The organism is Zooshikella sp. RANM57 (assembly GCF_050749885.1).
Lineage (GTDB): Bacteria > Pseudomonadota > Gammaproteobacteria > Pseudomonadales > Zooshikellaceae > Zooshikella.
Genome location: NZ_JBOIUB010000001.1, coordinates 1,000,384 through 1,027,062, shown reverse-complemented (window position 1 = coordinate 1,027,062; position 26,679 = coordinate 1,000,384). Strand labels below are relative to the sequence as shown.

Genomic DNA, 26,679 nt, shown 5'->3' with positions numbered 1-26,679 from the left:
TATGCTATGACACTCATTCGACAAACCTCGCCACATACCATCAAGCCAAACTCAACACAGGCCATCATGCTAAATGTCTTGATGGCTTTGATCCCCGGTTTGTTAGTTAGCGTTTACTTTTTTGGCTGGGGCGTTTTAATCAACTTAGTATGGGCTTCGATTATTGCGGTAAGCTCTGAAGCATTGGTTATTAAACTACGCAAACGGCCTCTTCGTTTTTTCCTACAGGACTATACCGCTGTTGTAACCGCTGTACTTCTTGCTTTGGCAATTCCTCCTTCAGCACCCTGGTGGCTAACGCTGATAGGAACAAGTTTTGCGATTATTATTGGCAAGCATCTTTATGGTGGAATGGGTCAAAACCTCTTTAATCCCGCCATGCTTGGCTATGTGCTATTACTCATTTCATTTCCATTAGAAATGAGTGCCTGGCTGCCGGCATTAGGGGTTCGTGAAGGTCAAGGGGTTCTGGACTTCATGACCTCACTCCACCTGTTCACTGGCAGCATGCCTGTCAGTACACTCGATGCAATGACCATGGCCACCCCTTTAGATATCCTTCGTGAAAATAACAGCCTGACCCTTGAAGAGCTATGGGCTACCAATCCCGTTTTTTCTAACTGGGCAGGCAAAGGCTGGCAGTGGGTCAATATAGCTTACTTGCTGGGTGGAGGCTGGCTACTCTATAAACGCATTTTCACCTGGCATGCACCAGCAGGTATGCTGCTTACGCTGGGTGTAATGGCAACCTTGTTTTATGGTGGTGAAGGCTCCAACAGTCACGGCTCCCCTCTTTTTCACTGGTTAAGTGGTGCCGCCATGCTAGGTGCGTTCTTCATTATCACAGACCCAGTAACTTCAGCAGCCAGTAATAAAGGGCGCTTTATATTTGGAGCAGGCATTGGTGTACTGACGTATATCATTCGTACCTGGGGTGGTTACCCTGATGGTGTAGCCTTTGCCGTATTACTGATGAATATGGCAGCCCCCACCATTGACTACTACACCCAACCTAGAACCTATGGCCATAAAAAGCCTAATCGAGGCTTAGCAAAACCGGATTAATTGCCCATGAATGTAATAGGGATTGCCATTACCCGTAACAGCTTACTATTAGGTGTATTTGCAACACTGACGGTTGGTGTTATTGCTGTTACCTATGCACTGACCAAAGATCGAATTGCTGACCAAATTCGTGAGGCAGAAGCCAAAGCGTTATATGAAATATTACCTGAAGAAAGTCATGACAATGACTTACTCAAAACCGCTATCAGCATTACCCCCAATGAGGACTTAGGCAATGAGAAGCCTGCTCAAGGCTATGTCGCTTTTCAACAACAACAGCCATCAGCAATCATTCTGCCAGCAACAGCACCGGATGGTTACAATGGCCGGATTTTATTACTGGTAGGAATCTACGCTGATGGCACATTGAGTGGTGTACGTGTCATTTCTCATAAAGAAACACCAGGCCTAGGTGATGCCATTGATACCAAAGTATCAGACTGGATTCTTGGTTTTGCAGGTAAATCTTTAACAAACCCAAATCAAGCAAAGTGGGCTGTTAAAAAGGATGGTGGCGACTTTGACCAATTCACAGGAGCCACGATTACGCCCAGAGCAGTGGTTGGTGCTGTTAAACGCACCTTAGACTACTTTAACAAGCATCAAGACACCCTATTTCAGCAAGGTCTGCAACAACTGAGGACTCATGATGGCTAACAAACCACTGTCCACTGTCGCGGCTGATGGCTTTTGGAAAAACAACCCAGCCATTGTTCAATTATTAGGGCTTTGTCCCCTACTTGGCGTATCAAACAGTGTCGTAAATGCATTAGGATTGGGGTTGGCAACAACTGTAGTATTAACCTGCTCAAACTTAGTTGTTTCCCTCATTCGCAAACAGGTCACTGATGCCATCCGTTTACCGGCATTTGTCATGATCATTGCCTCATTTACTACCTGTGTCGAGCTTCTCATGCAAGCCTTCACCTATGAGCTATACCAAATATTAGGTATTTTTATCCCACTCATTGTTACCAACTGTATTATTTTGGGTCGAGCTGACAGCTTTGCAGCCAAAAATCCGTTAGTCCCCTCTATAGTGGATGGCTGCACAATGGGGCTTGGTTTTGCATCTATCCTTCTCTTGCTTGGCGCGGTTAGAGAGTTGATAGGCCAGGGCACCTTGTTCAGTAATATGCATCTCCTGTTGGGTGATGTTGCGCGCCACTGGGAGATAACCGTAATCACTGACTATAAAAAGTTTCTGTTTGCTATTTTACCTCCTGGCGCTTTTGTATTTATGGGCTTTTTGATTGCACTTAAAAATATCATTGACCAGCATTTGGCTGAGCGTGCTAAACAAAAGTCAGCACCCGTTGAAAAAGGTAGCAAACGTGTTAGGGTTACAGGCCAGATAAACTAACACCTGTCATAGTGCAGTTTCATTACCCATGATAGTAAAATGAATAATGAATAAAGAAAAACGACAGCAGATATTTTCACGGTTGCAGGCCCAAAACCCCAATCCCACAACAGAGTTAAACTACAATTCGCCATTTGAACTGCTGATAGCGGTGATACTTTCAGCACAAGCAACCGATGTAGGGGTCAATAAGGCAACTGTTAAGCTGTTCCCTATCGCCAACACACCTGAAAAAATATTCGCCCTTGGTTTAACAAAACTAAAGTCATACATTAAAACCATCGGGCTATACAATGCTAAAGCTGAAAACATCATTAAAACCTGCCAAATTCTCATAGAAAAATATAATTCTGAGGTACCTGATACCCGAGAAGCTTTGGAGTCGTTACCTGGTGTTGGCAGAAAAACAGCTAATGTTGTGTTAAATACCGCATTTAGACAACCAACGATGGCTGTTGATACCCATATTTTTCGTGTGTCTAACCGCACAGGAATAGCACCAGGTAAAAATGTACTTGAAGTCGAAAAACGTCTGCTTCGGGTTGTTCCCAAGGACTTTTTACTCGATGCCCATCACTGGTTAATTCTACATGGTCGTTATGTATGTAAAGCACGTAAACCGCAGTGCAACTCTTGTATCATTGAAGACTTATGTGAATATAAAGAAAAAACCATAGCCTAGGTTTATTTGCCAAGCTATTTATTTATCCAGCTTCATAAATAAAAGAAAGTACACACTAACACACTCTCTGACCTGGCCAGTATGGAGGGGGTAACAAAGCAAATGAGTATATTATTTGTGATCCCCTCTGTTTCAATGGGAGCAATAGCTGCTTTATGACGACCACATCCCCCACCTTAGCATTAGCCTGTGATCTTATCGCCCGACCGTCTATCACTCCAGAAGATGCAGACTGTCAAACCCTCCTTATCAGTCGCTTACAACCTTTAGGCTTTCATGTCGAACGTTTGCGCTTTGGTGAGGTTGAAAATATCTGGTTACGCAAAGGAAATAGTGGACCTGTACTTGCTTTTGCAGGTCATACAGATGTTGTACCTACAGGCCCTAAAGAAGAATGGCATACACCACCTTTTACCCCCACAATTAAAGATGATTACCTATATGGACGTGGTGCCGCTGATATGAAAGGCAGCTTAGCCGCGATGGTGACTGCTACTGAACGCTTTCTTAACGCCTACCCAAATCACCAGGGATCTTTAGCATGGCTAATTACCAGTGATGAAGAAGGTCCTGCGGTTAATGGCACACGTAAAGTGATGGAGTACCTCAGCGACCGGAATGATTACATCGACTGGTGTATTGTTGGAGAACCTTCAAGCACCCAATATGTGGGTGATGTAATTAAAAATGGACGTCGCGGCTCATTGACCGGTGAACTCACCATCCGAGGTATTCAGGGTCATGTGGCCTACCCTCACTTAGTAAAAAACCCCATCCATCTGGCAGCTCCTGCACTTGCCGACTTATCAACGACTGAGTGGGATAAAAGCAACGATTTTTTCCCCGCAACCAGTTTCCAGATTTCCAACATCCATGCGGGTACGGGTGCAGGTAATGTCGTGCCTGGTGAGCTACAAGTGATGTTTAATTTTCGTTTTTCTACGGAATCTTCTGCTGAAGAGCTTCAAGCCAGAACCCACCATATCTTGCAACAGCACCAACTAGATTATCATATTGACTGGACGTTATTTGGCAGTCCCTTTTTAACAGCGCAAGGACGTCTCATTGATGCCGCTCAAGCTGCCATTCATGCTGAAGTAGGAGTTCATTCTACATTATCTACCTCTGGTGGCACTTCAGATGGACGCTTCATAGCACCTTATGGTACAGAAGTGATTGAATTAGGCCCCTGTAATGACACAATCCATAAAGTGAATGAATGTACACGTATTTCAGAACTTGAAACACTCTCCTCAATATACGAACGCATCATGATTAATCTTCTGGGTTAACACTCTAGTAAGTGCTTTTTTTGTTTCTACTACAATCGTCCTGTTAACCTGAGTTCAGGTTAACAGAAGCACATACGGTTCAATATAGATTTAACATTAAGTGTTTGAATAAGCTCACCAACCTACGCTTTACACAAACAGCGTTTGGTGTATAACTCATTAACTCTCTTTTCATTATCACAATTCAGCAGATTAAAAGCATTGAGTATAAAGATTAACTGGTGAGTAGCATTGCTAGGTCTATACTACCCGTGTTAGCTTAGGTGCTCTTGACAGGGTTGGATAACTAGTTTTCCCAAGAGAGTAACAACCATGCAATTACCTGATATTGAAATCTATGTAAAAAACACTACGCCAGACCTTATTGAAGATTGGCTGGATGACCGCTTTGATAGCGTTGAGTTAGTCAATAAAGAGGGGCGTACTCATCAATATAATGTTGATTGGCAAGGTATGAACATACCCGTTATGGTTGTTGAACGAGCAGCCGGTCGCGCCTTTACCAGTATATGGTTTAACTCAGCAGAAACACCTTGGGAAACAGATATTGAATGCGCACGTGATGCTTTTGAATTTTTTGACACAGAAATACGTTGTAATGGTACATTCTGGCAGGAAGAAGAAGCAGCGGATAATGAATGGTGGCGGATTACCCATCAAGGTGAAGGTATTATAAGCTGGCAAGAGTAAATAAGTTAACACGCTCCCCATTCTGATTATTCATCAAGCTTACTTTTTATAATACAGCCTTTGCATTATGGCGATGAGTCGTCACAAAGCTATTTTCAAAGGCGACTTAGAGCCGTGGATACGTAACAGCATAATGCATAAAAGCCTCCTGAAATACATAGTACGGTGTATGTACTTGAATACTCGCCTCATTAAGTATTTGGCAGTATTTAAAATCGTTTCTGTTAAAAGCAACTTTAACACCTCAATGACGCTATTTACCCTTCATGAGCCAGTCAATCTCACTTAAGGGTACCTCTAAAAATAGTGAATTTTATACCGCATCTCCAGTAGGTTTTTAATAGGTTTACAGCCATGAGTACATTACAAGATAAAGTCAACAGTATTAATCACTAAATATCTATACCCAGCACACTAAAGCATTTTTTAAGATTATCACTACTACGTTTTTTAAAGCAAACACGTCAATCACACAATAAGCCCCATTACGCTTTAATCAAAACACCGTAGCGACAAGATGTAAAAAGTAATAAAAGTGATATAAAGCCAAAAGCAAATGATTGCTTATCTCACAGTGGAAGCTTACCCATCCAATATGAACAGAATTATTAAAAACAAAATCAATACTTGACCACCCCTCCCTCAAAAGAGGTCTACATAAAAACTATAGTTAAAGAAAGAAACTTTTATTTAACTGTAGTTTTCGTATTAATAAGGGGAAATACTTAAGTATCTGGAAAAAAACAAAAAATGTCGAAGATATCAATTCAACTCAAATCTCTTTTAAGATGCTGTTTACGAAAAGTCCTATTTTTATGGGTTAAAACCAATTACTTAGGTGAATTACCCTCAATACCCTCATTAAAAGAAAGCGATGGAATTTGCTATATTCTAGCTCGTCAGTCATTATTTGATACGCTAGTCCTTGAGGAAATTTGCCAAAGGCAGGGACTAGCTTCTCCAAACCAAAAACTCATCGTCACCCATAATCAGCTACTCCCCAACTGTTTACATTTAATTCAACAACCAACCATTTGGCGAATCTTTCCCCCACCCAAACCATCTGATCAATTACACCAGCTTATTACATTCTTACAACGCCACCCAGAAAAAAATATTCAACTCATTCCAGTGACGATTTTTTGGGGCCGTTCCCCCCTTAAAGAACAATCAGCGTTTAAATTACTGTTTACCTATGATTATGCTGTCGGTGGCCGTTTACGTAAATTATTTGCTGTACTGGTCCATGGTCGACAGACAATGATTAATTTCAGCACACCGTTAGCTACAAGAGAGTTAGTCGATGAACAACTCTCAACCAATCGTACAGTGCGTAAATTAGCAAGAATTCTGCGAGTCCACTTTCGTCAATTACGTACTGCAGTTACAGGTCCTGAGCTTTCTCACCGAAAGACATTGGTTAATCAGCTACTACATAGTCAACCTGTTAAGCAAGCCATTCTCGATCAGGCTAACGCAACACACGACAATATTAGTCGATTAAAAAGTAAAGCCCGGAAATATGCGAATGAAATTGTCTCTGACTTTCGCTACCCTGCAATACGCTTTTTAGATATTGTACTGACCTGGTTTTGGAATAAGCTCTACAATGGCATTCAAGTAAATCACATTGAACCTATCCAACAATTGGCTAAAGACCACGAAATTATCTATGTCCCTTGTCATCGTAGCCATATCGATTATCTACTATTATCTTATGTGCTCTACAAACAAAACTTAAGCCCCCCTCATATTGCAGCAGGAATAAACCTAAACATGCCACTTGTTGGAGGTTTACTTCGTCGGGGTGGAGCATTTTTTATGCGTAGAAGTTTTAAAGGAAATAAACTTTATACCACTGTTTTTAATGAATACTTGCATACTTTACTGACGCGTGGTTTCCCTACAGAATACTTTATTGAAGGTGGTCGTAGCCGAACAGGTCGATTACTACAGCCTAAAACAGGAATGCTAGCACTCACGCTACAAAGCTATTTAAAAGATCAACGAAAACCTTTTTGTTTTGTGCCTGTTTATATTGGCTATGAACGCGTATTGGAAGGAACTACTTACCTTGGTGAGTTACGCGGAAAAGCGAAAAAAGCTGAGTCACCCCTTGATATTTTACGTATTCTTTCAGCCTTGAAAAAAGAATTTGGCGAAGTATGGGTTAATTTTGGTGAACCTATTTTACTCAATCAGTTTTTACTGCAAAAACAACCAGATTGGCAATCTAACATTTCCTCAGAGCCACTTAGTATTATTACACGACAGTCCTGGTTTCGTAGCTTAACTCAGCAACTGGCAAATACTATTAACTGTCATATCAATGCTGCTGCTGTCGTCAATCCAGTAAACCATATTGCTACCGCGTTGTTATCAGCCCCCAAACAAGCAATGAGTGAAGAATCGTTAACAGAACAGTTAACTTTTTACCATTGGCTATTAGAAAAACTGCCCTACAGTGCACGTATTATATCAACACCCAAAACACCAGCAGAAACGATTCTTTATGTCGAAAAGCTAGGGTTTATCCGTCGACAGACTGACTCTCTGGGGGATGTAATCTATGTAGAGGGCAAGCATGCTGTGTTAATGACCTATTACCGTAATAACACGTTACATCTTTTTGCAATACCTTCCCTTATTAGTTGTTTCTTTAATAATAGTTCTCGAATTAAAGAAGCAGACCTTTTACCGATGTGTAACAAAATATACCCTTACTTACGTACAGAGCTTTTTTTACCTTGGCAACCAGATCATTTTAGTCATCTGCTCAAACAATGGCTGGATATACTTGTCGAACACGCCATTTTGCAACGAGAAAATGGCTGGCTACAAAGTCCAAACCCAGAGTCCGTCACTTCAGTCACTTTTAATTTTCTTGGTAAAACAATTATACAAACGTTAGAGCGCTTTTATATGGCACTAAGTTTATTGATTCGAAGTGGTAGCGGCCAAATAAACAGAGATACGCTGGAAAAACAATGTCATGAACTTGCCCAACGCTTATCCTTTATACAAGGCATAAACGCACCTGAGTTTTTTGATAAATCGCTTTTCAAGAACTTTATAGAAACGCTTCGCCAACAAGACCTGGTTCAAGCTGATGAACAAAAAAACTTATCATTTACTCATAATATTCATGTCATACTTAATAGTGCTCGTTATGTACTTCCTAACGAAGCACGACAAGCTATTCAGCAACTAGCCACTGTACATCTAAATAAACAGTGATTAAGCAATTTTCCAGTCTAAGGCATATTGTATTATTGTGGTATGCCTTTTTTAACATAAATATCAAACCGGTTAGCTTTTCCTGCTAACTGTAAAGTAGGTTTTTTATTAGCCAGAAGTGGTGCCACTCGCGGCCTTTTAACAACAACTCGATAGCGTGCTGTAGTATAAGCATCTGCAAATAACTGATCAGCGTCACTGTCACCTTCTAACAGCTTCTGAAAAAGTTGCATCTCTTTCTTTGACAATGCTGATTTTTTATCTTGATGTGGAAACATAGGATCAAGGAAAACACAATCAAAACTTTCTGGCTGACATTCGGCTAAAAACGATTTTGCATCTTGAAGTGGCTGCAATGTCATTCTTTCAATAATTGATTGAATCTCATGACATTCTAGTGCTCGTCTTAAACCATCACGTAGCAAACTAAATACAACAGGTGATCGTTCTAATAATGTCAACTCACAACCAAGCACTGCAAGAACAAATGCATCCCGCCCCAAACCAGCCGTTGCATCCAAAACTGAAGGTTTGAATTGTTTTTTAATACCAATCGCTTTTGCAATAGCTTGCCCCTTGCCGCCGCCATGCAATCTTCGAAAAGCTACTGGACCATGAACAAAATCGACATAGACTTGTCCCATTTTTTTATCATATAACGCTTCCAAGCTAACTTTATCTTCATCAACGACTAAAGCCAGCGATGAATTTAAATCCACTTCATCATTGTGAAGTTTTAGTGGTAAATCAAGTTCATCCGCTAGTTCTTTAGCATAAGGTAACCCTTCAGGAGTCGCGGGTAATACAATAACCGTATTTTTTGAGCACATCATGGGTGTTACCTTCATGCATGGTGTCGAATGGTTAAACGGAAGAAATACAACAATACCTAGTGAAAAAGGTATCTATGAAGGGAAGGAAAGTACCAAATAAAACGGCTTAAGGAAATCTATACATAAACATCAATACCAAACAACTCCGTACTCCCATGCTCTAAATCGAATTCAGCTACTTCAGTATAGGTGCGAATACTTCTTGGTAGAGGATTCACTTGATAAGCATGGGTTTGGAATGATTGTTCAGTATGACGACTTTTATTCACCCGTTGAGTTTGCACAAGTCTATACATTGATTCAGTCAGGTGTTCACTTTCATCTTGTGATGAGTGATGCCCCCTTGCCACCGGCTGTATAGATTCAACTGATTTCGGTGTCGTATTTGAACTTCTGGGTAACAGATACTGTGCACCTGATGTCAAATGACCAACACTGGAAACCACACCCCAACTCCTCTCACACAATAAAAACTTTTACCTGCTATTTATTATTGTAACCATTGCTCAAATTAATAATTAGAGCAATCATTAAAATATATTACATGTCCTTACTTATTTTTTTACATCACTATTACCTTATTAGTAGTATAACAGGTTACTCAGTAAATAAATGAAAACTCGAGTGCTTTTTCTCTGCACGTGAGCAAGTAGCCTTTCTTTCATTAATATCCATCACAAGGACAAATTGATTCCAGCGAACAAAGTTAAATACGCTAGGAAAAACTGTACGCCTATCCCCCAAACTCGATGATGAAGTCTGTGATCAAACTCAAGCACATATCAAAGCATCCCTACTGACTAGCCAAGAACTGGCGCTAAGAATAATACCTATAAAAGTGACTGAAGAAGAAAAACATGCAAAAAAAAACGCCCAAAGGGCGCTTCTGAGTAAGAGATTTTTTTCCTGTGAAACCTCACATTTCACATACACTTTAATACAAACTAAATACTTGTGAAGTAAACGAAAAAAAGAGCTGCACTTAAGATAATACGGTAAATAACAAATGGCATCATACCCATCCGTGCAATCATACTTAAAAATAGATGAATACAGATATAGGCACTCACGCCCGCTACAACAACCCCCACCAAAATCACATCCCAGGCAACAGGTTCTGTAGCTACAATAAGGTCTTTCGTTTTTAACAAACCTGCCGCAAAGATGACGGGTATTGATAATAAAAATGAAAACCTGGCGGCGGCATTTCGGGTAAACCCCAGCATAAGTCCTGCAGTAATGGTGACCCCTGAGCGCGATGTACCAGGAATAATAGCCAACGCCTGAGCAATTCCAATAAGCAAAGCCTGTTTCCAGGTTATTTCGGTTAAGTGACGTTGTAGCGTTCCTGCACGATCAGCCCATCCCAGTAATATGCCAAAAATCAATGTGGTACAGGCAATAATCAAGATTGAGCGTAATTGATTTTCCACATCCATAATGCTTATGGCTAAACCAAACAATACAGCAGGTATGGTACCCAAAATAATGTACCAACCTAAATACCCTTCAAAAGAGTGTTTCCCACCAAAAACTCCTTCCAGCATGCCTTTCATTACAGACCATAAGTCATCCCTGAAATATAAAACAACCGCTATCAATGTACCTATATGCACTGCCACATCAAATGCTAACCCTTGGTCAGGCCACCCCAGTAGTTGCGCAGGCAATACCAAATGAGCAGAGCTTGATATAGGAAGAAATTCTGTCAGCCCTTGTATCAACGCTAGAATAATCGCTTGTATCACATCCATAAATGCACTACCTAACCTATATAAACCTATTTTTCCAACGAAATACTCGTAAATGTTATTCGCTTAAAAATCTACAACACTATTCATTTGTACCCACAATCAGATAAGAGGTAAGTAAATTGTCTATATTTTCATTAAAAAGCGTCCACTCACTCATCTGTTAAAAACATGTAAGTACAGATTAACTTCCCTCTTATCAGAGTAAGCACTAAAAACAGTGTACTTAAAAATGACTCATAAAGGATATAATGGCTACAGAGACACTTCCCCTTTTAAAGTGGAAGCATTATAAGCCAAGACCGATTCCTCAAACTAAACTTTTTACCCAATAAGGCACTTCTATCAACAGTAAAACCTACAAACTTCACATTATTATCATGTAACGGATACTCTCAACATAGACTAATGTGTTGCAATGAAGGCACAAAAGATACATCAGGATCAGCGCAGAACTTAAACATCCTCTCACTCACGCATTTTTAAAGAAGAAAAGACAAACTAAAACAGAACTAAGGTAATAACAAAGTACTTAATGTGTATACGTTGAAATGAAAGACAACCTAAAAGGTTATCTTTCTTGTTTTTTCTTCGCAACATTATCACGTAAGTAAACAGGAATAGCTTGCTCTGGTGACATAGCCTCTCCTCGTTTCCATGCTTGCTCACCCAATAAAGCAATATCCTGAGCATGAGGTAAAAGATCCTCATAAATAACCTCAGGAGTAAATGGTATTCGTTGAGAATAACGCCAGCCAGTACCTACACCTACCCACCCAGTCATGTCTTGATAGCCTGTTGCATCTTCAGGGCTAATAACTGCTTCAGGAATTAGCAATGTTTGTTGCCCTTCAGCGCTTACCTGATATGCAGCGAAGTATATTTCATCCATTCTGGCATCTATTGCGGTAAAAACCTTTTCATGTTGGTAAACACGAAATGCGTAATATGCAAGCGCAGCTAAGTTTGAAACACCAATTACGGGTAAATCAGCCGCATAAGCCAATCCTTGAACAATACCTGCAGCCACTCGGACGCCTGTAAAGGCTCCAGGACCACGTCCAAACGCTATAGCATCAAGCTGTTGTATATCTAAGCCTGCGCCTGCAAGCAATTCATCAACCATAGGTAAAATACGCTCATTATGCTCCCTTGGTGCAACAATAAAAGATTCTTTGACATCTCCCTCAATAAGTAATGCTGCAGAGCAAGCTTCTGTTGCTGTATCAATAGCTAATATGCGACTCATAGTGTACCTAGACATTTAATTGTAAATAATGCTCTCCCTCGAACATGACTTTACCCTTCACATTCGGCAGACACTTTAAGATGAATTGTTTTTCCAAAAAACCACAGAATTTTACCTTAATGCATTTGCTCACACATTATATGTAATAACAACTGCAATAACTCATTTTTATAAATCAGCTTAGCGCCATCCCCAAACATTGCAGAGATAATATAAGTATGCACATGCTTCTCAGGGAACAAACTAATTTTAAAGGATAGATGAGGAGAGGTTAAGAAATTGATGTACTGAAAGGGTTCCACAACATAATTATAGGAAAATCTAGGAAAAAATATAGATGCCATCCTGGCATCTATTTGAGTAGAAGCTAGTTAAGAACAGACATTTTGTACTTAACTAACCCTTCTTTATAGGACTATGCTTGCTTCTTAGGTGGACGACCACGGCGTTTAGTCGTTGTGGATTTAGCTTTAGTCACTTTTGCTTTACTGGTTGATCCCGCTGGACGACCACGACGCTTAGGTGCTGTAGTGCTAGTTGCTGTTGAAGCCGTTGTAGCTTTTTTAGGTGGACGACCACGACGTTTTGGGGCACTTGTTGTAGTCGCAGTAGTTGTTGCTGTGGCTTTTTTAGGTGGACGACCACGACGTTTTGGGGCAGTACTTTTAGCAGCAGTTGCCGTTGTTGTCGCTTTTTTGGGTGGACGACCACGACGCTTAGTTGTGGTAGTTGTTGCAACTGTTGTTTTAGCTGCAGTAGTTGCCTTTGGTTTACGTCCTCGTTTTTTTGCACCGGCTGTAGAAGCTTTTTTCTCACCCATTTCTTTTGCTTTAACTTCTACATTTTTGAGTGCAACTTTCAGTTTCTTGTCTTCAGCGGTTTCACGCTTTTTAACTTTTACTTGGTCAGCCCGTTCACGGCTTTTCAACCACTTAGCTTCAAAAGTTGCAACTGCTTTTGCAAGATCTTGATCAGCTTTTGCTTTAAGAGAAGCTTGATATTCTTCCACACGTTTCTGTGCAGCTTCTTTTAATTGCTCGCCTTTAGCAATAACTTTTTCAACATCAACAGCTTGTTTTGCAGTAGCAAGCTTCTCATTTAATGCACGCCAATCAGTTTGTGCTTTTTCAATGGCTGCATTAGCACGATCTACTGCTTTTTTATTTGTAGCCGTAGCACTTGACTTCAGTTTTGCTTTAGCTGTAGCCAGTTTAGTCTTAGCTTCATCTATTTTGAGTTTAGCGCTAGCCACTCTTTCAGAAACCTTTCCTAACTCAGCCATTGCTTTTTCAAGGCCAGTAGAAGCTGTAGTTGTAGTTTTTGTTGCCTTAGCAGCAACCGCTTTTTTTGCAGGGGACTTTTTTGCTTTAGTCCCAGGTTTTCTACCTCTCGCCATTTCATTTCTCCTGAGCGGAAATCTAATATTAGAGTTATCAGTTAAAACATAGCACAAAAAACTGTGCGTCAACAAACAGTTAGGGGCGAATAATATTTAAATCGCAAAAATTTTTCACCCTCTTTTTACACGAAAGTTGAATCTTTTTATGATTTGACCACCAAACGACACATATCTTCTTTATAAATCAGACACAAATCTGAGCTATCCTATCAATCATTTCTCGGCCAAATTGCAAATTATTTTTGTAGTCAAGCTCAATAAATAGGTCATTATCCAAGGCTAACTTAGAATAGTTAAGATAAATCTGTAGCAAAGAATGTATCCTGCTTTCTTTATCCTAACAAACTGAGACGCATAATTCTAAAATGATAACAGCATTTGTATGAGTCATTTATAACACAAGGAAGAAAGTAGTTCGTCCATTTGTATATCATAATTACCACCGTTACCTTCCAAAGCAAACAGCGACATCAACATTCAAGCATTGACTCTCTTCTTAACAACTCAACTAACCTATTTGAGTTCAATTTAAGACAGCAACGCGAATCTATCCAGTTTAGCGACTTAATTTTACAAAAAACTTATCATAACCATCATTTACCTTCATAAGTACGACAGCACCAAATACTATCACATGAAATATATTCAACGTGATGTATCACCAATAGATAAGTTACCAGAACAACGAATTGATGGCTCTACTCAAATCCGGCAAATAGTCTTATGACTTTTCACCCATTATTGAAAGGAAACAGCTCATAAAATAAGTGACAGAAAAATCAGTTGCTTGATATATATGTCCCTACAACAAATAAACTTACTTGCTCACACTGTTAACAATATAATAAGCCTGCTCAGAAACTAAATAGGCTGACTTTAAAGTAGCAGGGTCATGTTGTTGCGCTTACTTTGAGAGCCAACGAATGCCAGGATAAATTAGCTACTGATAGCTCTATCATATACTACACATAAAACGCCAAAGCAGTATTTCAGCTACTACACCAGTTTCAACAATAGCCTTAGCACTTAAAAGTGAATTACAGAAACGTGTCTATCGACAACTTACAACCAACGCTTTTAAATTCATTTAGTGATGTTATCACTCATCTCAGGTTACTAACTCGCCCTCATTTATATTTACCATTCACTACAAGCGTTTTTGCAATTCTCTAAAGTTTACCTATAGCCGATATATTTAGAATCAGTCCTCTTGAAAATGCTCAAAAGCTAAATGCATTAAAAGTCAGAGGCAACCCCACCCCATACTGATCTACTAAAATTCTAGCCACCTTTGTCACCAATAGGCTGAGTGACATTACTATCCCATCATGCACTCAGTTTATTTTAACTGTCAAACAATCCTTCTTAACATGATGCAAACAGAAAGCTGAACCTTAAAAGAAATAAGACAACACATGCCCATAATGACTGACTTAAGCCACATCAAATTATGAATTGAAATAGCTTATACAATAAGCAAAGAGCTGAAATAAAGGCAATTAAAAACCAGCATTAACGACTTTTCTACTCGCCATAAAGACCAAGTATAAATAAAAAAAGTTAACTGGGGCGTTATCTAGTGTTAGTAAAAACATATCGGCACAAAACGGGGCAACAAAGACAAACAGTAAAAATAACCGTTATTATAAGCACTTTATGCAAAATAATATTTTGTAAAATACATTCAAGATTCTATAAGAGTAAGATGACTGTTTAAAAAAAGCTACAAGACGAACATTATTCATATTTCAAGAATAAATGCGCCCCAGCTTTTTTAGCAACATAAAGATAAGCAAATGATAGAGAGGACAGTTGAGGGGGAGAATCCCCCTATCGGCTGACAGCCTTTTAATTTTGGTAGGAAGATAGCGCTTCCAAGACAGCAGAGCGAATAGCATCCACTGAGCCTTTACCATCCACACGGACGTAATTAGGTGTTCCATGAGAGGCTTCAGCGTCTTTATAAAAGTTAACCAATGGTGCTGTTTGAGAATGATAAACCTCTAAACGCTTACAAACAGTTTCTTCAGTATCATCATCTCGCTGAATCAATACCTCACCTGTTTCATCATCTACTCCAGGCTGCTTAGGCGGATTAAACACGACATGATAAACCCGTCCGCTGCCTTCATGAATTCGACGGCCAGTTAACCGCTTGATAATTTCATCATCATCAACAGCAATTTCAACAACACAGTCAATGCTCACACCTGCATCGACAAGCGCTTGGGCTTGTGGGATGGTGCGTGGAAATCCATCAAATAAGAAACCATTCTCACAGTCATCCTGCTGAATTCGCTCCTTGATTAGATTAATAATAATATCATCAGACACTAATCCGCCTGACTCCATGACCTCTTTAACTTGTAGGCCAAGTGGTGTACCCGCTTTTATTGCGGCACGTAACATATCCCCAGTAGAAATCTGAGGAATATTAAATGTGTCCATAATGAACTTAGCCTGGGTTCCTTTTCCCGCCCCAGGTGCCCCCAACAAAATAACACGCATGAATGCCAGCTCCTTTAATATGCTTTAGGCTGTATATGCTAAAAAATCGCCGATTCTATAACAAATGAGGCTGTTGCAAAACGTTTCTAATCATTATTTCAGTTTTGCAACAAGCGAGATCAATCAAAAGTAGCAGGTAAGATACACAGGTCGTTAATGATGCTCAAGTTAAGCATTTGTGGTGTAAGGGTAGCACAACCAAGTTAAGCTGCTTGTGTGAACGCAAGTTGATCTGTCCTCGGATAATCTTTAGCCACTTGCGTAAAATGTTGATCTACCACATCCAAAGACAAATCCAGGCAGTTAAAGGCATGCTCTGGATAATCTGCAAGGGTTGCATAACTCACTCGGTGACAAGTCAACATATAGTTCACCACCTGTAACATATGCACCAGGGGAATTTCTGAATCTAACTGAAGCTGTTGGCTTACACCTTGTATTACTGCGTGGCTCAACCGCCAGCGTTTGAGTAGCCATCCACCAAGCTGAGCATAGCCAAAGCGAATTATCTCTCGTGCTTGTCCCAGTCCTACTAAACGCTGCTCAAAGTCATTCAAACATATATGTGGCTGACAGGTAACCCACTTATTGAGCATCACAAACTCTGGTCTAAAAATGTGCCCCAATAACAACACCCCAACATGCTGTAATAAACAGGTTAATCGAAGGTTAGTGAGTGCTTTTTGATCATGCTTTGGTACATGAAATAACAGGGACTCAGCGAGAATACTACTATACAACGCATGCTGCCACACACTATTAAGACCCAATGGTCCACGCAGTGGTACGCGAAAAGATAAGATAATAGCACTGGCCAGTGCTAAGTCGTAAGTCTTACACCCTCCCAGCTGCTCTATGACTTCACGAGAACAACTACATCTTTTGTGGCTAATAGCAGCACCAACCTTACAGAGCTGACGACTTATCAGTCCATGCTCATCAAGAAATGAAAGCAGAGAAACTTCATCTTCTCTTAACTCTGGGTGTTTAAGTAATACACTCGCTATTGGTGAAGTTGCAGGTATTGCAGATAAGGGCATGATCTGATCAAGTTGATCATGCTCGTTTGTGGGTGTTATGCCAGGAAAAATAATGAGTTCACTATTATCTGTCACCGTTGGTTGCTGCTCATTTTTTGGCCACTCAAAGAGTTGTGCATGCGGATGAAGAAATAAATACTCATCACTATCCACCCCCACAAGTATCGATGGGCAGCCCGATACGAAATATACCTTATTTTTGCTCATCAATGCTTTATCCAGTAAGCAAGGCAATTGATAAGGTACTGCCAAAGCTGGCTTAATGCCTGGTGCACAATCAGAAAATAGTTTATCCACTTCATGATGAGGAACTAAACGGACAGGCTCTTGCAGCACTTGTGACAATTGACCACATGACAGTACACGGTCAACACTGGTCACAATCATCCACTGACCTTGTCTCCGAGAAATAAGAACAGGTACAGCAACCTGAGAGGGATCAATGCCTATTTGTGAGACGGCCTGAGAAAGTGATACACCACAGTTTAATTGATACAACGCATAGGGAACGCCCTTGGCGGCTAAATAGCGTTTAATCCGGGTCGCAATATGCATCCCAGTTTCCCCCTGGCCTAAGCCATATACATACTTATTAGACATTAACGTAGTCAAATCCGTTGACCTTATTTTTCAATTTTATAAACTCAAACTGAATCAACTTATTACTATAATCCATAGTGGTGATTATAGTTGTCTCCATTACAGTTTATTATAGTTAGTTAAAACTGATTAGTTTGCAGAATTTATTACTTTTTATTAAATACGGAGGGATCATTTTTCTTATTTAGCCAAGCTGAAACACAAGATTAAAACAAACTATAAGTCCAGCTGCTGCCTCCTTGCAGCAGACAGGTTGATAGATATTAACCCGTATTCCTCATACCTGCAGCAATCCCCGCAATCGTCACCATTAATGCCTGACGGACTAGAGGCTTAATATTTTCTGTTTCATGACGTAAACGAAATAATAACTCGGCCTGTAATACATTAAGTGGATCAGTATAGGGATTTCTCAATGCAATAGACTGTTGAATCCAAGGCTCATCACTTAATAAGTCATGTACTTTCTTCAGATAACGTACAACTTCCACAGTACTTGCCAAACGGTGTCTCAGCTCTTCACCTAATGGCTGCAGAGATTCAGGGACAAGTCGTTGCTCATAATAAGCCGCTAATGATAAGTCCGCTTTTGCAAGTACCATTTCTAACATATTGACCCTGGCTCTAAAAAATGGCCATTCAGACATCATTTCTCGTATTAATGGTTCCTGCTTATTATCAAGCGCCTGCTGTAATGCCTCGCCACTCCCCAGCCAAGACGGTAACATCAGACGATTCTGAGTCCAGGCAAATATCCAGGGAATAGCACGTAAGCTTTCTAAACCACCAGATGTTCTCCGCTTCGCAGGCCGACTACCTAGAGGCAGCTTGGCAAGTTCTTGTTCTGGTGTTGCCGCACGGAAATAGGCAACAAAATCAGTATTCTCTTTAACCACTCCACTATATGCATTGAGTGATGTTCCTGTTAAGCCATCCATCATTTCTCGCCAACTATCTTTTGGCACAGGAGGTGGTATTAGCTTAGCCTCCAAAGCAGCATTGGTATACAACGCCAGACTTCTAACCGCGACATTAGGTAAACCAAACTTGAAGCGAATCATTTCCCCCTGCTCTGTGATTCGCATCCTTTCACCAATTGAACCTGGGGGCTGTGACAAAATAGCCGCATGAGCAGGACCACCCCCACGACCGATACTTCCCCCACGGCCATGGAACAACGTTAGCTTCACGCCTGCACGTTTACAAACCTCTACTAATTTTTCTTGCGCTTGATACTGTGCCCATGAGGCCATCAGCATACCCGCATCTTTAGCCGAGTCTGAGTAACCAATCATCACCTCTTGACTGCCCTGGATATAGTCACGGTACCAACTTACACCCAATAGGTTTTTGATGACATCATCAGCATTCGCCAAATCATTCAGTGTTTCAAACAAAGGAACAACGGGTACTCGGTGTTGAACACCACACTCTTTCAATAACAGAATCACGGCTAACACATCGGATGGCTGTTTAGCCATTGAAATAATGTAGCTACCTATCGCATGTGGCTCATGACGGCTCAGAACACGACAGGTGTCTATAACTTCTTTGACCTCAGCAGAAGGCTGCCACTGACAGGGTAACAAAGGACGCTTGCTGGCGAGCTCCTTTAATAAAAATGCTTGTTTTTGCTCCTCTGTCCAGGCGGTATAATCACCTAGTTCTAAGTAGTTTGTGAGTTCAGCGATCACATCACTGTGACGACTACTATCTTGACGTATATCCAGTTTAATCAGGTTTAAACCAAAACAGTGGGCACGGTATAAAATATCCAATAATGGCCCATCTGCAATCACATGCATCCCACAATCCTGCAGGGACTGGTAGCATAGTTTTAACGGGGCTAATAAATCTTCTTTGTACAGTAATACATCAGCAGTAGGCTCAATATAGCTCCGAGTAGCACTTTCAGCCCAATCACGTGTCACCCGAAGACGGGTCTGAAGCCGCTTAAGTAATGCACGATAAGGTTCACTCTGATTACCCACTTCCATCAATAAATGTTGATTGCATTCATTCATTGACAGCTCACCAATCAGCGTATCCATATCTCGCAAATATAAGTCAGCAGCCATCCATCGACTCAACATTAAAACCTGATGGGTAATTGCCGCCGTCACATTAGGGTTACCATCACGATCCCCGCCCATCCATGATGCAAAACGAACGGGTGAAATATCCAAAGGTAATTCTCGATTAATACGTTGTTTTAACTGCTGATTCAGTTGACGTAAAAACCGTGGAACAGCATGCCAAAGCGAATACTCTATTGTGGCAAATCCCCACCTGGCTTCATCAACAGGAGTTGGTCGCTCCTCACGTATTTCATTTGTATGCCAAGCCTGACTGACTAACTGCTGTAAACGATGGATCAGTTGCTCTTCTTCAGCACCCGACAAGTAGTGGTGATCTTTAACATACAAACAGTTAGCAATTTCCTCGTACTTTTTAATCAGTGTACGGCGTGTTACTTCTGTAGGGTGGGCTGTTAATACCAACTCAATTTTAAGTTTTGATAGGTTTTCAATAATCGTGTCGGCATTAAACTGTCGTGCAAGCAGCTGATCAAGTAACTCGGCTATAGGATTTAACTCAAGTGGACACTGCTGCGAATGCTTGGAAATAGTGTGGTATTGCTCTGCAATATTCGCTAGATTCAAAAACTGGTTGAAAGCACGTGTAACAGGTAGCAACTCATCATCCGTTAATCCCTTAAGTTCAGTTAATAATGCTTCCTGACCCGCCTTACTTCCTGCTCTGCTTGCTTTTGCAAGCTGCCGGATCAACTCAACTTTATCTAAAAACTGTTCCCCCATATGCTCCTTGATGGTATTACCTAATAACTCACCAAGAAGATGTACATTATTACGTAGCGCAGCATGTGTATCGGGCATTAACCTTCCCCCAAATAAACAGCAATCTGGCTTACCCAAAAACAAACCAGGTAACTAAAACAGACAAAAAATACAGACACTTCCCATAGTGAAGGGCGCGTACCCAGGAATATGGATAACCTATATAGCCTAAAGGAATCTGTGTACTAAAGATAGCCCCCACAGGCCAACCGATGCTAGAAGTACAATGTGAATATTGCCTATAACAAGCACAAATCTTAAGTCCAGTTTAATGTGCTTTAATGTAAGTTAGCTTTCACCTTATATGAAGCAATAAATAAGCTGTTATGACACCACCCTAACATGCACTCACTTTCTACAGGTAAATGTCGCACTACAGGTAAACTGTATTTGTTAAATACACATCAATGCATGTCTTCACTACTTATTTAACACTATTAATGCAATAATCACTTTGTTGTCTCTTTAAAGAAACGCTAGACTAAAAAAAGCTCAACGAATTGCTCTACAGGACAAAGGGTAAAGTCTAATAAAGTCCTTCTTTCGAGCAGAAACATTTTAATTTTGACTTTCGTTTAGTTAAGATAAACACAAAGGATAGTACCGATAAAAAATTTCAAAAACATACAAATTAGAGGCGCTTCTGTAAAAGCTCTTTTCGTTAATATACGTCAGCATTGTATGGAATGAAGTATAAAGGATACATAAAAACCAGCATGCTGCATTAGCCTGGCAAAGGTGAAAAAGCGCATTTTTAGATAGCGCCCATATGATTAAAGTGAACCATACAATGAGTATTAAAGATTTAATTAATGAATGGGAAAACTCTGCGCGTGGAGCAGTTACTCATGATTCAATCTGCGTCCAACTCCCCCTGGAAGATGCCGCCCGCCTTGCCGCACTTAGTGAAATGTATCCACGCCGCCATACAGAAGAAATTATTCGAGACTTACTACATGCAGCTCTGGATGAGTTAGAACGCTCTTTCCCCTATCAACGAGGCCAACTTGTTGTCGCTGAAGATGAAGAAGGTAACCCTCTTTACGAAGATATCGGCCCAACACCAAAATACCTTGAATTATCCAAAAAGCATTTAAAAACATTTAAAGAAAGTTTAGCTGATACCCACTAGATAAACGTTTTTGTAGAGTAATGCCGTTTTGATCAAATAAGGAAAAGCCAGCGACTTTCCTGGGAAGGTCGCTGGCATAATGTTATTCATTTAGTCTAAAATTTTATAGGGTCAAACTTTTCTAAACTTGGACTATTGAGGCTTTTACAAACCTTTTTCTTTCGCCTGTCGCCACAAGTAATCCATTTCTGTAAGTGAACTACTTTTACAGTCTTGTTCATTAGCCGCAAGCTGCTCTTCAATATAATTAAAGCGCCGTGTAAATTTTGCATTACACTGACGTACTGCCTGTTCCGCATCAACTTGTAAGTGCCTTGCTAAATTAACACAACAAAAAATAAGATCGCCAATTTCATCTTGAATATGTTCTTCTTTGCCTGTTTCTATGGCTAACTCAACTTCTTTAAGTTCTTCTCTGATTTTATCAAGCACAGGCTTATAATCAGTCCAATCAAACCCAACTTGTGCAGCTCTGTACTGTAATTTATGTGCTCGTTTTAAGGCAGGTAAGCTTAACGGAATATCGGCCAAGATCTGACGCTTATTCTTTTTAAGACGTTCCTGTTTTTTGATGCGCTCCCAGCTTGCTTTAACATCTAAATCAGTGACATCCGCTCGCTCAATTTCATTCTGGGTTGCCTTAAGTTCACCATCAGGAAAAACATGTGGATGACGGCGTATTAACTTAGTGACGAGCTGATGAACAATATTGTCAAAATCAAAATAATCTTTCTCAGCCCCCATTTGTGCATAAAAAATCACTTGAAAGAGTAGGTCTCCAAGCTCATCACAAAGGTGTTGAATATCATCACGCTCAATAGCATCCGCGACTTCATAAGCTTCTTCTATCGTGTAATTAACAATTGTCGAAAACGTTTGTTTAATATCCCAAGGGCAACCTGTTGCAGGATCACGCAATCGAGCCATCAAATACAATAAATCATCCATCGTGTAATGCGACATACTTAACAGGTCTCCTATAAATACAGCTTAAAGTACACATACTGTGTATGTTTACCAGTGTGTGCTGTACTCATTTGCACTGACTACTAGTGATTTTTAAGTCGATGCCGATTAGCTTCAATGACATTAGGTAACTGGTTAATACGTGTAAGCACGCGTCCAAGCATCTGCAAACTAGGCACTTCGATGGTAAGTTGCATACGTGCTAAATTATCGTGTTTATTTGACTGAGTATTGACTGCCAATACATTTACCCGCTCATTAGCGAGTACGACAGTGATGTCTCGTAGTAACCCTGGACGGTCATAAGCAAGAACCTCAACATCGACTGGGTAAGTTTCCTCATATTTCCCCCCCCAGTCTACTTCAATCATACGTTCTGGTTCTTGTTCCTGAAGCTGAACAGCATTAGCACAATCCATTCGGTGAATGGTTACTCCTCGACCAAAAGTAATATAGCCAATGATGGCATCACCAGGCACTGGATGGCAGCAACCCGCCATATGTGTCAACAAATTACCTACCCCTTGCACAACAACACCAGCATCCTGACTTTTTTGGGGGGTTGGCTGCCTTGGGGTTAAAAACATAAACTCTTTAGCTTCATCCGGTGCCAAAATACGTTGTGCAGCATTAATTACATGTGCAACTTTCAAGTCACCTGCGCCGACTGCCGCAAACATATCGGGGGCTGCTTTATAGTTAACCTGTTGGGCAAGCTCTTCATAGTTAATTTGGCGTAAAGCTAACCGCTTAAATTCAGCTTCTAACTGATGTCGTCCCGCCAGCTCATTTTGTTCTTTATCTTGTTGTTTAAACCAATGAATAACTTTTGCACGTGCGCGTGATGTAGTGAGATAACCCAGATTAGGGTTTAACCAGTCTCTGCTAGGTGTTGAGCCTGGAGTTGTCATAATTTCAATCTGATCGCCAGTCTTAAGCTTATGGGTTAAGGGAACGATCTTGCCACCCACCTTGGCTCCACGACAGGTATGACCTACTTCAGTATGAATTCGATAAGCAAAATCCAGTGGGGTTGCACCAACAGCCAGGTCCACCACATGACCATCTTTGGTGAACAAATAAATTCGGTCAGCCTCGACAGCTGCCTGCCATTGATCAGGAAGGCCCTCAATATCACCCAGCTCTTCTTGCCATTCTAGTACTTGTCGTAGCCAGGCTAACTTTTCTTCATAACTATCGCGACCAGAACCTAAGTCCGTTCCTTTATAACGCCAATGAGCGCAAACACCCAGCTCAGCCTCTTCGTGCATGTCATGAGTACGAATTTGTACTTCTAACGTTTTACCTTCAGGGCCAATCACAGCAGTGTGAAGCGAGCGATAACCGTTTTCTTTCGGCGTTGCAATATAGTCATCAAACTCACGGGGAATGTGTCGCCAAAGGGAGTGAACGACACCAAGCGTCGCGTAACAATCTCGCACATGGGGAACAAGTACACGGACAGCACGGACATCATAGACATCTCTAAAGTCGATTCCTTTCCGCCGCATCTTGCGCCAAATACTGTATATATGCTTAGCCCGCCCGTTCACTTCTGCATTTATATTCATCTCAGCAAGCGATGTTCGAAGCTGGCCCACCACATTTTTAATATAGTTTTCTCGGTCTATCCGTTTCTCATCCAACAACCGAGCAATTTTTTTGTAGTCCTGGGGTTTCAGGTAACGAAATGATAAATCTTCCAGCTCCCATTTGATGTAACCAATACCCAACCGGTGAGCAAGCGGGGCATAAATATTAAAAACTTCTTGAGCAACTTTACGTTTTTTATCCTTAGTTGCCTGCTTCACGGCACGGATTGCACATGTTCGTTCCGCAAGTTTTATCAGTGCAACACGCACATCATCAATGATTGAAACCAGCATTTTTCGGACTTTTTCAAGCTGGCCCAACCGATCACCCAAAACTGCGCCACCACTTCGAGGCTGTACAGCCATAATGGCCGCCATGCCCAGTACACCCTCAATGAGTTTTGCAACCCCAGATCCACACTCTTTTTCTACATATTCCAGCGTTAGCTTTTCTTCTCTCACTCCTCGATACAAAACCGCAGCAATCAATGTCTCCTGGTCCAGTTTCAAGCCTGCTAAAATTTCAGCCATCTCCAGACCAGTAATAAAGCTACTGGTCCCTTCCCAGCTATGATGACTGTCTTGACTCTCTCTTTCTGCAAGCTGACTTATTTCGCACGCTTTTCGCAATGCCGTATCATCTTCAGTCGCGACTTCTGCTTGAATACGCTGCAACCATGCATCCAAATCAACTGTGCCATCAGAATGGACAGGATGTTCTTCTCTAACCTTAACCATATTCGCCTTGTGGTTTTACGGGTTATTGTTTGGAATCGTTCTTATCGTTGTTACATTAAGGACCCGTACACTTCGCCAAAGTACATGTCCTCACACACTATTTACCTCTCTTTAACACTACCCGACATTACAGATTACCGAGTAAACAGTGCCATTGATTCTATATGGGCTGTATGGGGAAACATATCAAGTACTCCTAACTGCTTGAGCTTATAGCCATGCTTAACCAACTCAGCCGTATCCCTCGCAAGCGTTGCTGGGTTACAGGAAATATAGACCACTCGTTGTGATTTTAATTCGGCGATTTGACTAACCACCGCTAAGGCTCCTGCGCGAGGAGGATCCAACAAAATTCCGGCAAAGGACTTTCCTTTTAAACAGCTGGACAGAGACTGTGGTGCAGATAAGTCGGCCTGATAGGTCTTGATGTTCGCAATCCCATTGCTTTGAGCATTCATTTGACAACGCTTAAGGGCTGAAGCGCTCACCTCAATGCCAGTAATATCTACCCCAGTATACTGCGCTAACGGTAGGGTAAAATTACCAATACCACAAAATAAATCGAGTAACGCCTCCCCTGATTTAGGTTGTAGCCAATCAATTGCTTGATTAACCATGGCTTCATTAACACTCTGGTTTGCTTGTATAAAGTCAGTGGGTAAAAAACTTAACTGGATACGTCCTCGGCATAGACTATAAAACAGTGCTTCTGGCTGTTCAGGTAGTAATGGAATAGGCTCACTTTCAGGGCCAGCATTCAACCAGATACTCACATTATGATAAATTGACCACTGCTCAAGCCGCTGAATATCCGTATCCGGCAATGTTTTAACCAGTCTCAACGCTATCCCCACTACCGTATCACCTTGAGCGATATCAATATGACCTATACATCGCTTACCATTCAAACCCGATACTAGCGTTCTTAAAGATTCAAGCAGTTGCTGCAGCTGAGGTGTTAATGTCAAACAGTGAGTCACTTCTACAATTTTTTCAGACTGCAAACTACGAAAACCAAGCTGTAACTGACCTTTCACCACATGACAGGCAAGCCTTGCTCGGTGTCTATACCCCCATGGTTGACTACATATAGCGGGTAATAAAGTCTCCGGCTCAGTCTTTGCCATGCGTTGAATTTGCTCGACAACCGCTTGCTGTTTCCACTCAAGTTGCTGCTTTGCCGCCACAAACTGCCAGGAACATCCTCCACAAGCTGTAAAGTGTTTACATTCTGGTGAAATACGTGATGGAGACGGCTCCAGCACCGACTTTACATTCCCCTCAAGAAATCGAGTGCGATTCGATGTAAAGTCAACCTCTACCCATTCATTGGGTAATGCCCCATGAATAAAAACAGGCTTCTTCTGCCAGTAGGCAATACCTCGCCCATCATGAGAAAGTTTTTCCACGCGAAGCGCTGCCACTGAGGGTAAAGGCTTGGTTTTTTGACGTGCTGAATGAGACGAATAAAACTGGACAGAGGTGCGTTTTTTCATAGTGAGTAAGCTAAAAAGCAGCTATTCCCAATACTGTTATAATCACTACCCGCACTGAGAAGATATTACAAGGGGTATGTGTAGCAATTGCTGTATTTCACTACACCCTCAAAGGGTTGAAGTCTAATCAAGCGGCATGGTTTAGTGTTTTACATTATTTCCAATGCTAACACTATCATTGTTACTAA

19 protein-coding genes are annotated in these 26,679 nt (G+C 41.0%); 8 read left to right on the top strand and 11 right to left on the bottom strand.

What is annotated here, in order from left to right:
* Positions 1–6: 6 nt before the first annotated feature.
* From rsxD to plsB, 7 genes are all read left to right on the top strand, one after another.
* Positions 7–1,065 carry an electron transport complex subunit RsxD gene (rsxD, locus tag ACQ96U_RS03960; protein ID WP_431719932.1) on the top strand — a complete coding sequence of 353 codons (1,059 nt, stop codon included), beginning with the start codon at positions 7–9 and terminating at the stop codon, positions 1,063–1,065.
* 6 nt (positions 1,066–1,071) lie between these two features.
* Entirely contained in the window at positions 1,072–1,722 is a 651-nt protein-coding gene (gene rsxG, locus ACQ96U_RS03955) for an electron transport complex subunit RsxG (RefSeq protein ID WP_431719931.1), read from the top strand.
* A complete protein-coding gene (locus tag ACQ96U_RS03950) occupies positions 1,715–2,428 on the top strand; it encodes an electron transport complex subunit E (RefSeq protein WP_431720133.1) in 714 nt (237 codons plus the stop codon). Before rsxG ends, ACQ96U_RS03950 begins: the two co-directional genes overlap by 8 nt.
* A gap of 46 nt (positions 2,429–2,474) precedes the next feature.
* A complete protein-coding gene (gene nth / locus ACQ96U_RS03945; RefSeq protein ID WP_431719930.1) occupies positions 2,475–3,110 on the top strand; it encodes an endonuclease III in 636 nt (211 codons plus the stop codon).
* Positions 3,111–3,265: 155 nt separating this feature from the next.
* Positions 3,266–4,402: a succinyl-diaminopimelate desuccinylase gene (gene dapE / locus ACQ96U_RS03940; protein WP_431719929.1), complete on the top strand. Its 1,137-nt coding sequence runs from the start codon at positions 3,266–3,268 to the stop codon at positions 4,400–4,402.
* 312 nt (positions 4,403–4,714) lie between these two features.
* On the top strand, positions 4,715–5,092 hold the full coding sequence (locus tag ACQ96U_RS03935; RefSeq protein ID WP_431719928.1) for a hypothetical protein: 378 nt from the start codon (positions 4,715–4,717) through the stop codon (positions 5,090–5,092).
* A 750-nt stretch (positions 5,093–5,842) separates the two neighbouring features.
* The gene (gene plsB / locus ACQ96U_RS03930; RefSeq protein WP_431719927.1) at positions 5,843–8,329 is read left to right on the top strand and encodes a glycerol-3-phosphate 1-O-acyltransferase PlsB; all 2,487 of its coding nucleotides are present in this window, start codon (positions 5,843–5,845) and stop codon (positions 8,327–8,329) included.
* Between the two features lie 32 nt (positions 8,330–8,361).
* Here the strand turns inward: plsB and ACQ96U_RS03925 are convergent, their stop codons facing one another.
* The 8 genes from ACQ96U_RS03925 to ppc form a co-directional block, all read right to left on the bottom strand.
* Complete coding sequence (locus ACQ96U_RS03925; RefSeq protein WP_431719926.1) at positions 8,362–9,162, bottom strand: class I SAM-dependent methyltransferase; 801 nt, start codon at positions 9,160–9,162, stop codon at positions 8,362–8,364.
* Positions 9,163–9,278: 116 nt separating this feature from the next.
* The gene (locus ACQ96U_RS03920; RefSeq protein ID WP_431719925.1) at positions 9,279–9,608 is read right to left on the bottom strand and encodes a hypothetical protein; all 330 of its coding nucleotides are present in this window, start codon (positions 9,606–9,608) and stop codon (positions 9,279–9,281) included.
* 498 nt (positions 9,609–10,106) lie between these two features.
* Positions 10,107–10,916: an undecaprenyl-diphosphate phosphatase gene (locus tag ACQ96U_RS03915; protein ID WP_431719924.1), complete on the bottom strand. Its 810-nt coding sequence runs from the start codon at positions 10,914–10,916 to the stop codon at positions 10,107–10,109.
* Positions 10,917–11,484: 568 nt separating this feature from the next.
* The gene (tsaB, locus tag ACQ96U_RS03910; protein WP_431719923.1) at positions 11,485–12,162 is read right to left on the bottom strand and encodes a tRNA (adenosine(37)-N6)-threonylcarbamoyltransferase complex dimerization subunit type 1 TsaB; all 678 of its coding nucleotides are present in this window, start codon (positions 12,160–12,162) and stop codon (positions 11,485–11,487) included.
* A 415-nt stretch (positions 12,163–12,577) separates the two neighbouring features.
* Positions 12,578–13,558, bottom strand: a complete 981-nt coding sequence (locus tag ACQ96U_RS03905; protein WP_431719922.1) for a hypothetical protein — start codon at positions 13,556–13,558, stop codon at positions 12,578–12,580.
* Positions 13,559–15,409: 1,851 nt separating this feature from the next.
* Positions 15,410–16,069 carry an adenylate kinase gene (gene adk, locus ACQ96U_RS03900; RefSeq protein ID WP_431719921.1) on the bottom strand — a complete coding sequence of 220 codons (660 nt, stop codon included), beginning with the start codon at positions 16,067–16,069 and terminating at the stop codon, positions 15,410–15,412.
* A 203-nt stretch (positions 16,070–16,272) separates the two neighbouring features.
* Positions 16,273–17,664, bottom strand: a complete 1,392-nt coding sequence (locus ACQ96U_RS03895) for a YbaK/EbsC family protein (RefSeq protein ID WP_431719920.1) — start codon at positions 17,662–17,664, stop codon at positions 16,273–16,275.
* 308 nt (positions 17,665–17,972) lie between these two features.
* Positions 17,973–20,606: a phosphoenolpyruvate carboxylase gene (gene ppc, locus ACQ96U_RS03890; RefSeq protein ID WP_431719919.1), complete on the bottom strand. Its 2,634-nt coding sequence runs from the start codon at positions 20,604–20,606 to the stop codon at positions 17,973–17,975.
* Positions 20,607–21,357: 751 nt separating this feature from the next.
* On the opposite strand from ppc, the gene ACQ96U_RS03885 reads away from it, so the two are divergent.
* Positions 21,358–21,699, top strand: coding sequence for a type 1 pili tip component (locus tag ACQ96U_RS03885; RefSeq protein ID WP_431719918.1), 342 nt, complete (start codon positions 21,358–21,360; stop codon positions 21,697–21,699).
* A gap of 144 nt (positions 21,700–21,843) precedes the next feature.
* On the opposite strand, the gene mazG is transcribed toward ACQ96U_RS03885, so the two are convergent.
* From mazG to rlmD, 3 genes are all read right to left on the bottom strand, one after another.
* The gene (mazG, locus tag ACQ96U_RS03880; RefSeq protein WP_431719917.1) at positions 21,844–22,662 is read right to left on the bottom strand and encodes a nucleoside triphosphate pyrophosphohydrolase; all 819 of its coding nucleotides are present in this window, start codon (positions 22,660–22,662) and stop codon (positions 21,844–21,846) included.
* A gap of 86 nt (positions 22,663–22,748) precedes the next feature.
* Complete coding sequence (relA, locus tag ACQ96U_RS03875) at positions 22,749–24,995, bottom strand: GTP diphosphokinase (RefSeq protein ID WP_431719916.1); 2,247 nt, start codon at positions 24,993–24,995, stop codon at positions 22,749–22,751.
* Between the two features lie 134 nt (positions 24,996–25,129).
* Complete coding sequence (rlmD, locus tag ACQ96U_RS03870) at positions 25,130–26,491, bottom strand: 23S rRNA (uracil(1939)-C(5))-methyltransferase RlmD (RefSeq protein ID WP_431719915.1); 1,362 nt, start codon at positions 26,489–26,491, stop codon at positions 25,130–25,132.
* Between the last annotated feature and the right edge of the window lie 188 nt (positions 26,492–26,679).

What these genes read in the sequence shown, in the direction of transcription:
- rsxD (WP_431719932.1), top strand. Translation starts at nt 7, where the DNA reads ATGACACTCATTCGACAAACCTCGCCACATACCATCAAGCCAAACTCA.
- rsxG (WP_431719931.1), top strand. Translation starts at nt 1,072, where the DNA reads ATGAATGTAATAGGGATTGCCATTACCCGTAACAGCTTACTATTAGGT.
- ACQ96U_RS03950 (WP_431720133.1), top strand. Translation starts at nt 1,715, where the DNA reads ATGGCTAACAAACCACTGTCCACTGTCGCGGCTGATGGCTTTTGGAAA.
- nth (WP_431719930.1), top strand. Translation starts at nt 2,475, where the DNA reads ATGAATAAAGAAAAACGACAGCAGATATTTTCACGGTTGCAGGCCCAA.
- dapE (WP_431719929.1), top strand. Translation starts at nt 3,266, where the DNA reads ATGACGACCACATCCCCCACCTTAGCATTAGCCTGTGATCTTATCGCC.
- ACQ96U_RS03935 (WP_431719928.1), top strand. Translation starts at nt 4,715, where the DNA reads ATGCAATTACCTGATATTGAAATCTATGTAAAAAACACTACGCCAGAC.
- plsB (WP_431719927.1), top strand. Translation starts at nt 5,843, where the DNA reads ATGTCGAAGATATCAATTCAACTCAAATCTCTTTTAAGATGCTGTTTA.
- ACQ96U_RS03925 (WP_431719926.1), bottom strand. Translation starts at nt 9,162, where the DNA reads ATGATGTGCTCAAAAAATACGGTTATTGTATTACCCGCGACTCCTGAA.
- ACQ96U_RS03915 (WP_431719924.1), bottom strand. Translation starts at nt 10,916, where the DNA reads ATGGATGTGATACAAGCGATTATTCTAGCGTTGATACAAGGGCTGACA.
- tsaB (WP_431719923.1), bottom strand. Translation starts at nt 12,162, where the DNA reads ATGAGTCGCATATTAGCTATTGATACAGCAACAGAAGCTTGCTCTGCA.
- ACQ96U_RS03905 (WP_431719922.1), bottom strand. Translation starts at nt 13,558, where the DNA reads ATGGCGAGAGGTAGAAAACCTGGGACTAAAGCAAAAAAGTCCCCTGCA.
- adk (WP_431719921.1), bottom strand. Translation starts at nt 16,069, where the DNA reads ATGCGTGTTATTTTGTTGGGGGCACCTGGGGCGGGAAAAGGAACCCAG.
- ACQ96U_RS03895 (WP_431719920.1), bottom strand. Translation starts at nt 17,664, where the DNA reads ATGCATATTGCGACCCGGATTAAACGCTATTTAGCCGCCAAGGGCGTT.
- ppc (WP_431719919.1), bottom strand. Translation starts at nt 20,606, where the DNA reads ATGCCCGATACACATGCTGCGCTACGTAATAATGTACATCTTCTTGGT.
- ACQ96U_RS03885 (WP_431719918.1), top strand. Translation starts at nt 21,358, where the DNA reads ATGAGTATTAAAGATTTAATTAATGAATGGGAAAACTCTGCGCGTGGA.
- mazG (WP_431719917.1), bottom strand. Translation starts at nt 22,662, where the DNA reads ATGTCGCATTACACGATGGATGATTTATTGTATTTGATGGCTCGATTG.
- relA (WP_431719916.1), bottom strand. Translation starts at nt 24,995, where the DNA reads ATGGTTAAGGTTAGAGAAGAACATCCTGTCCATTCTGATGGCACAGTT.
- rlmD (WP_431719915.1), bottom strand. Translation starts at nt 26,491, where the DNA reads ATGAAAAAACGCACCTCTGTCCAGTTTTATTCGTCTCATTCAGCACGT.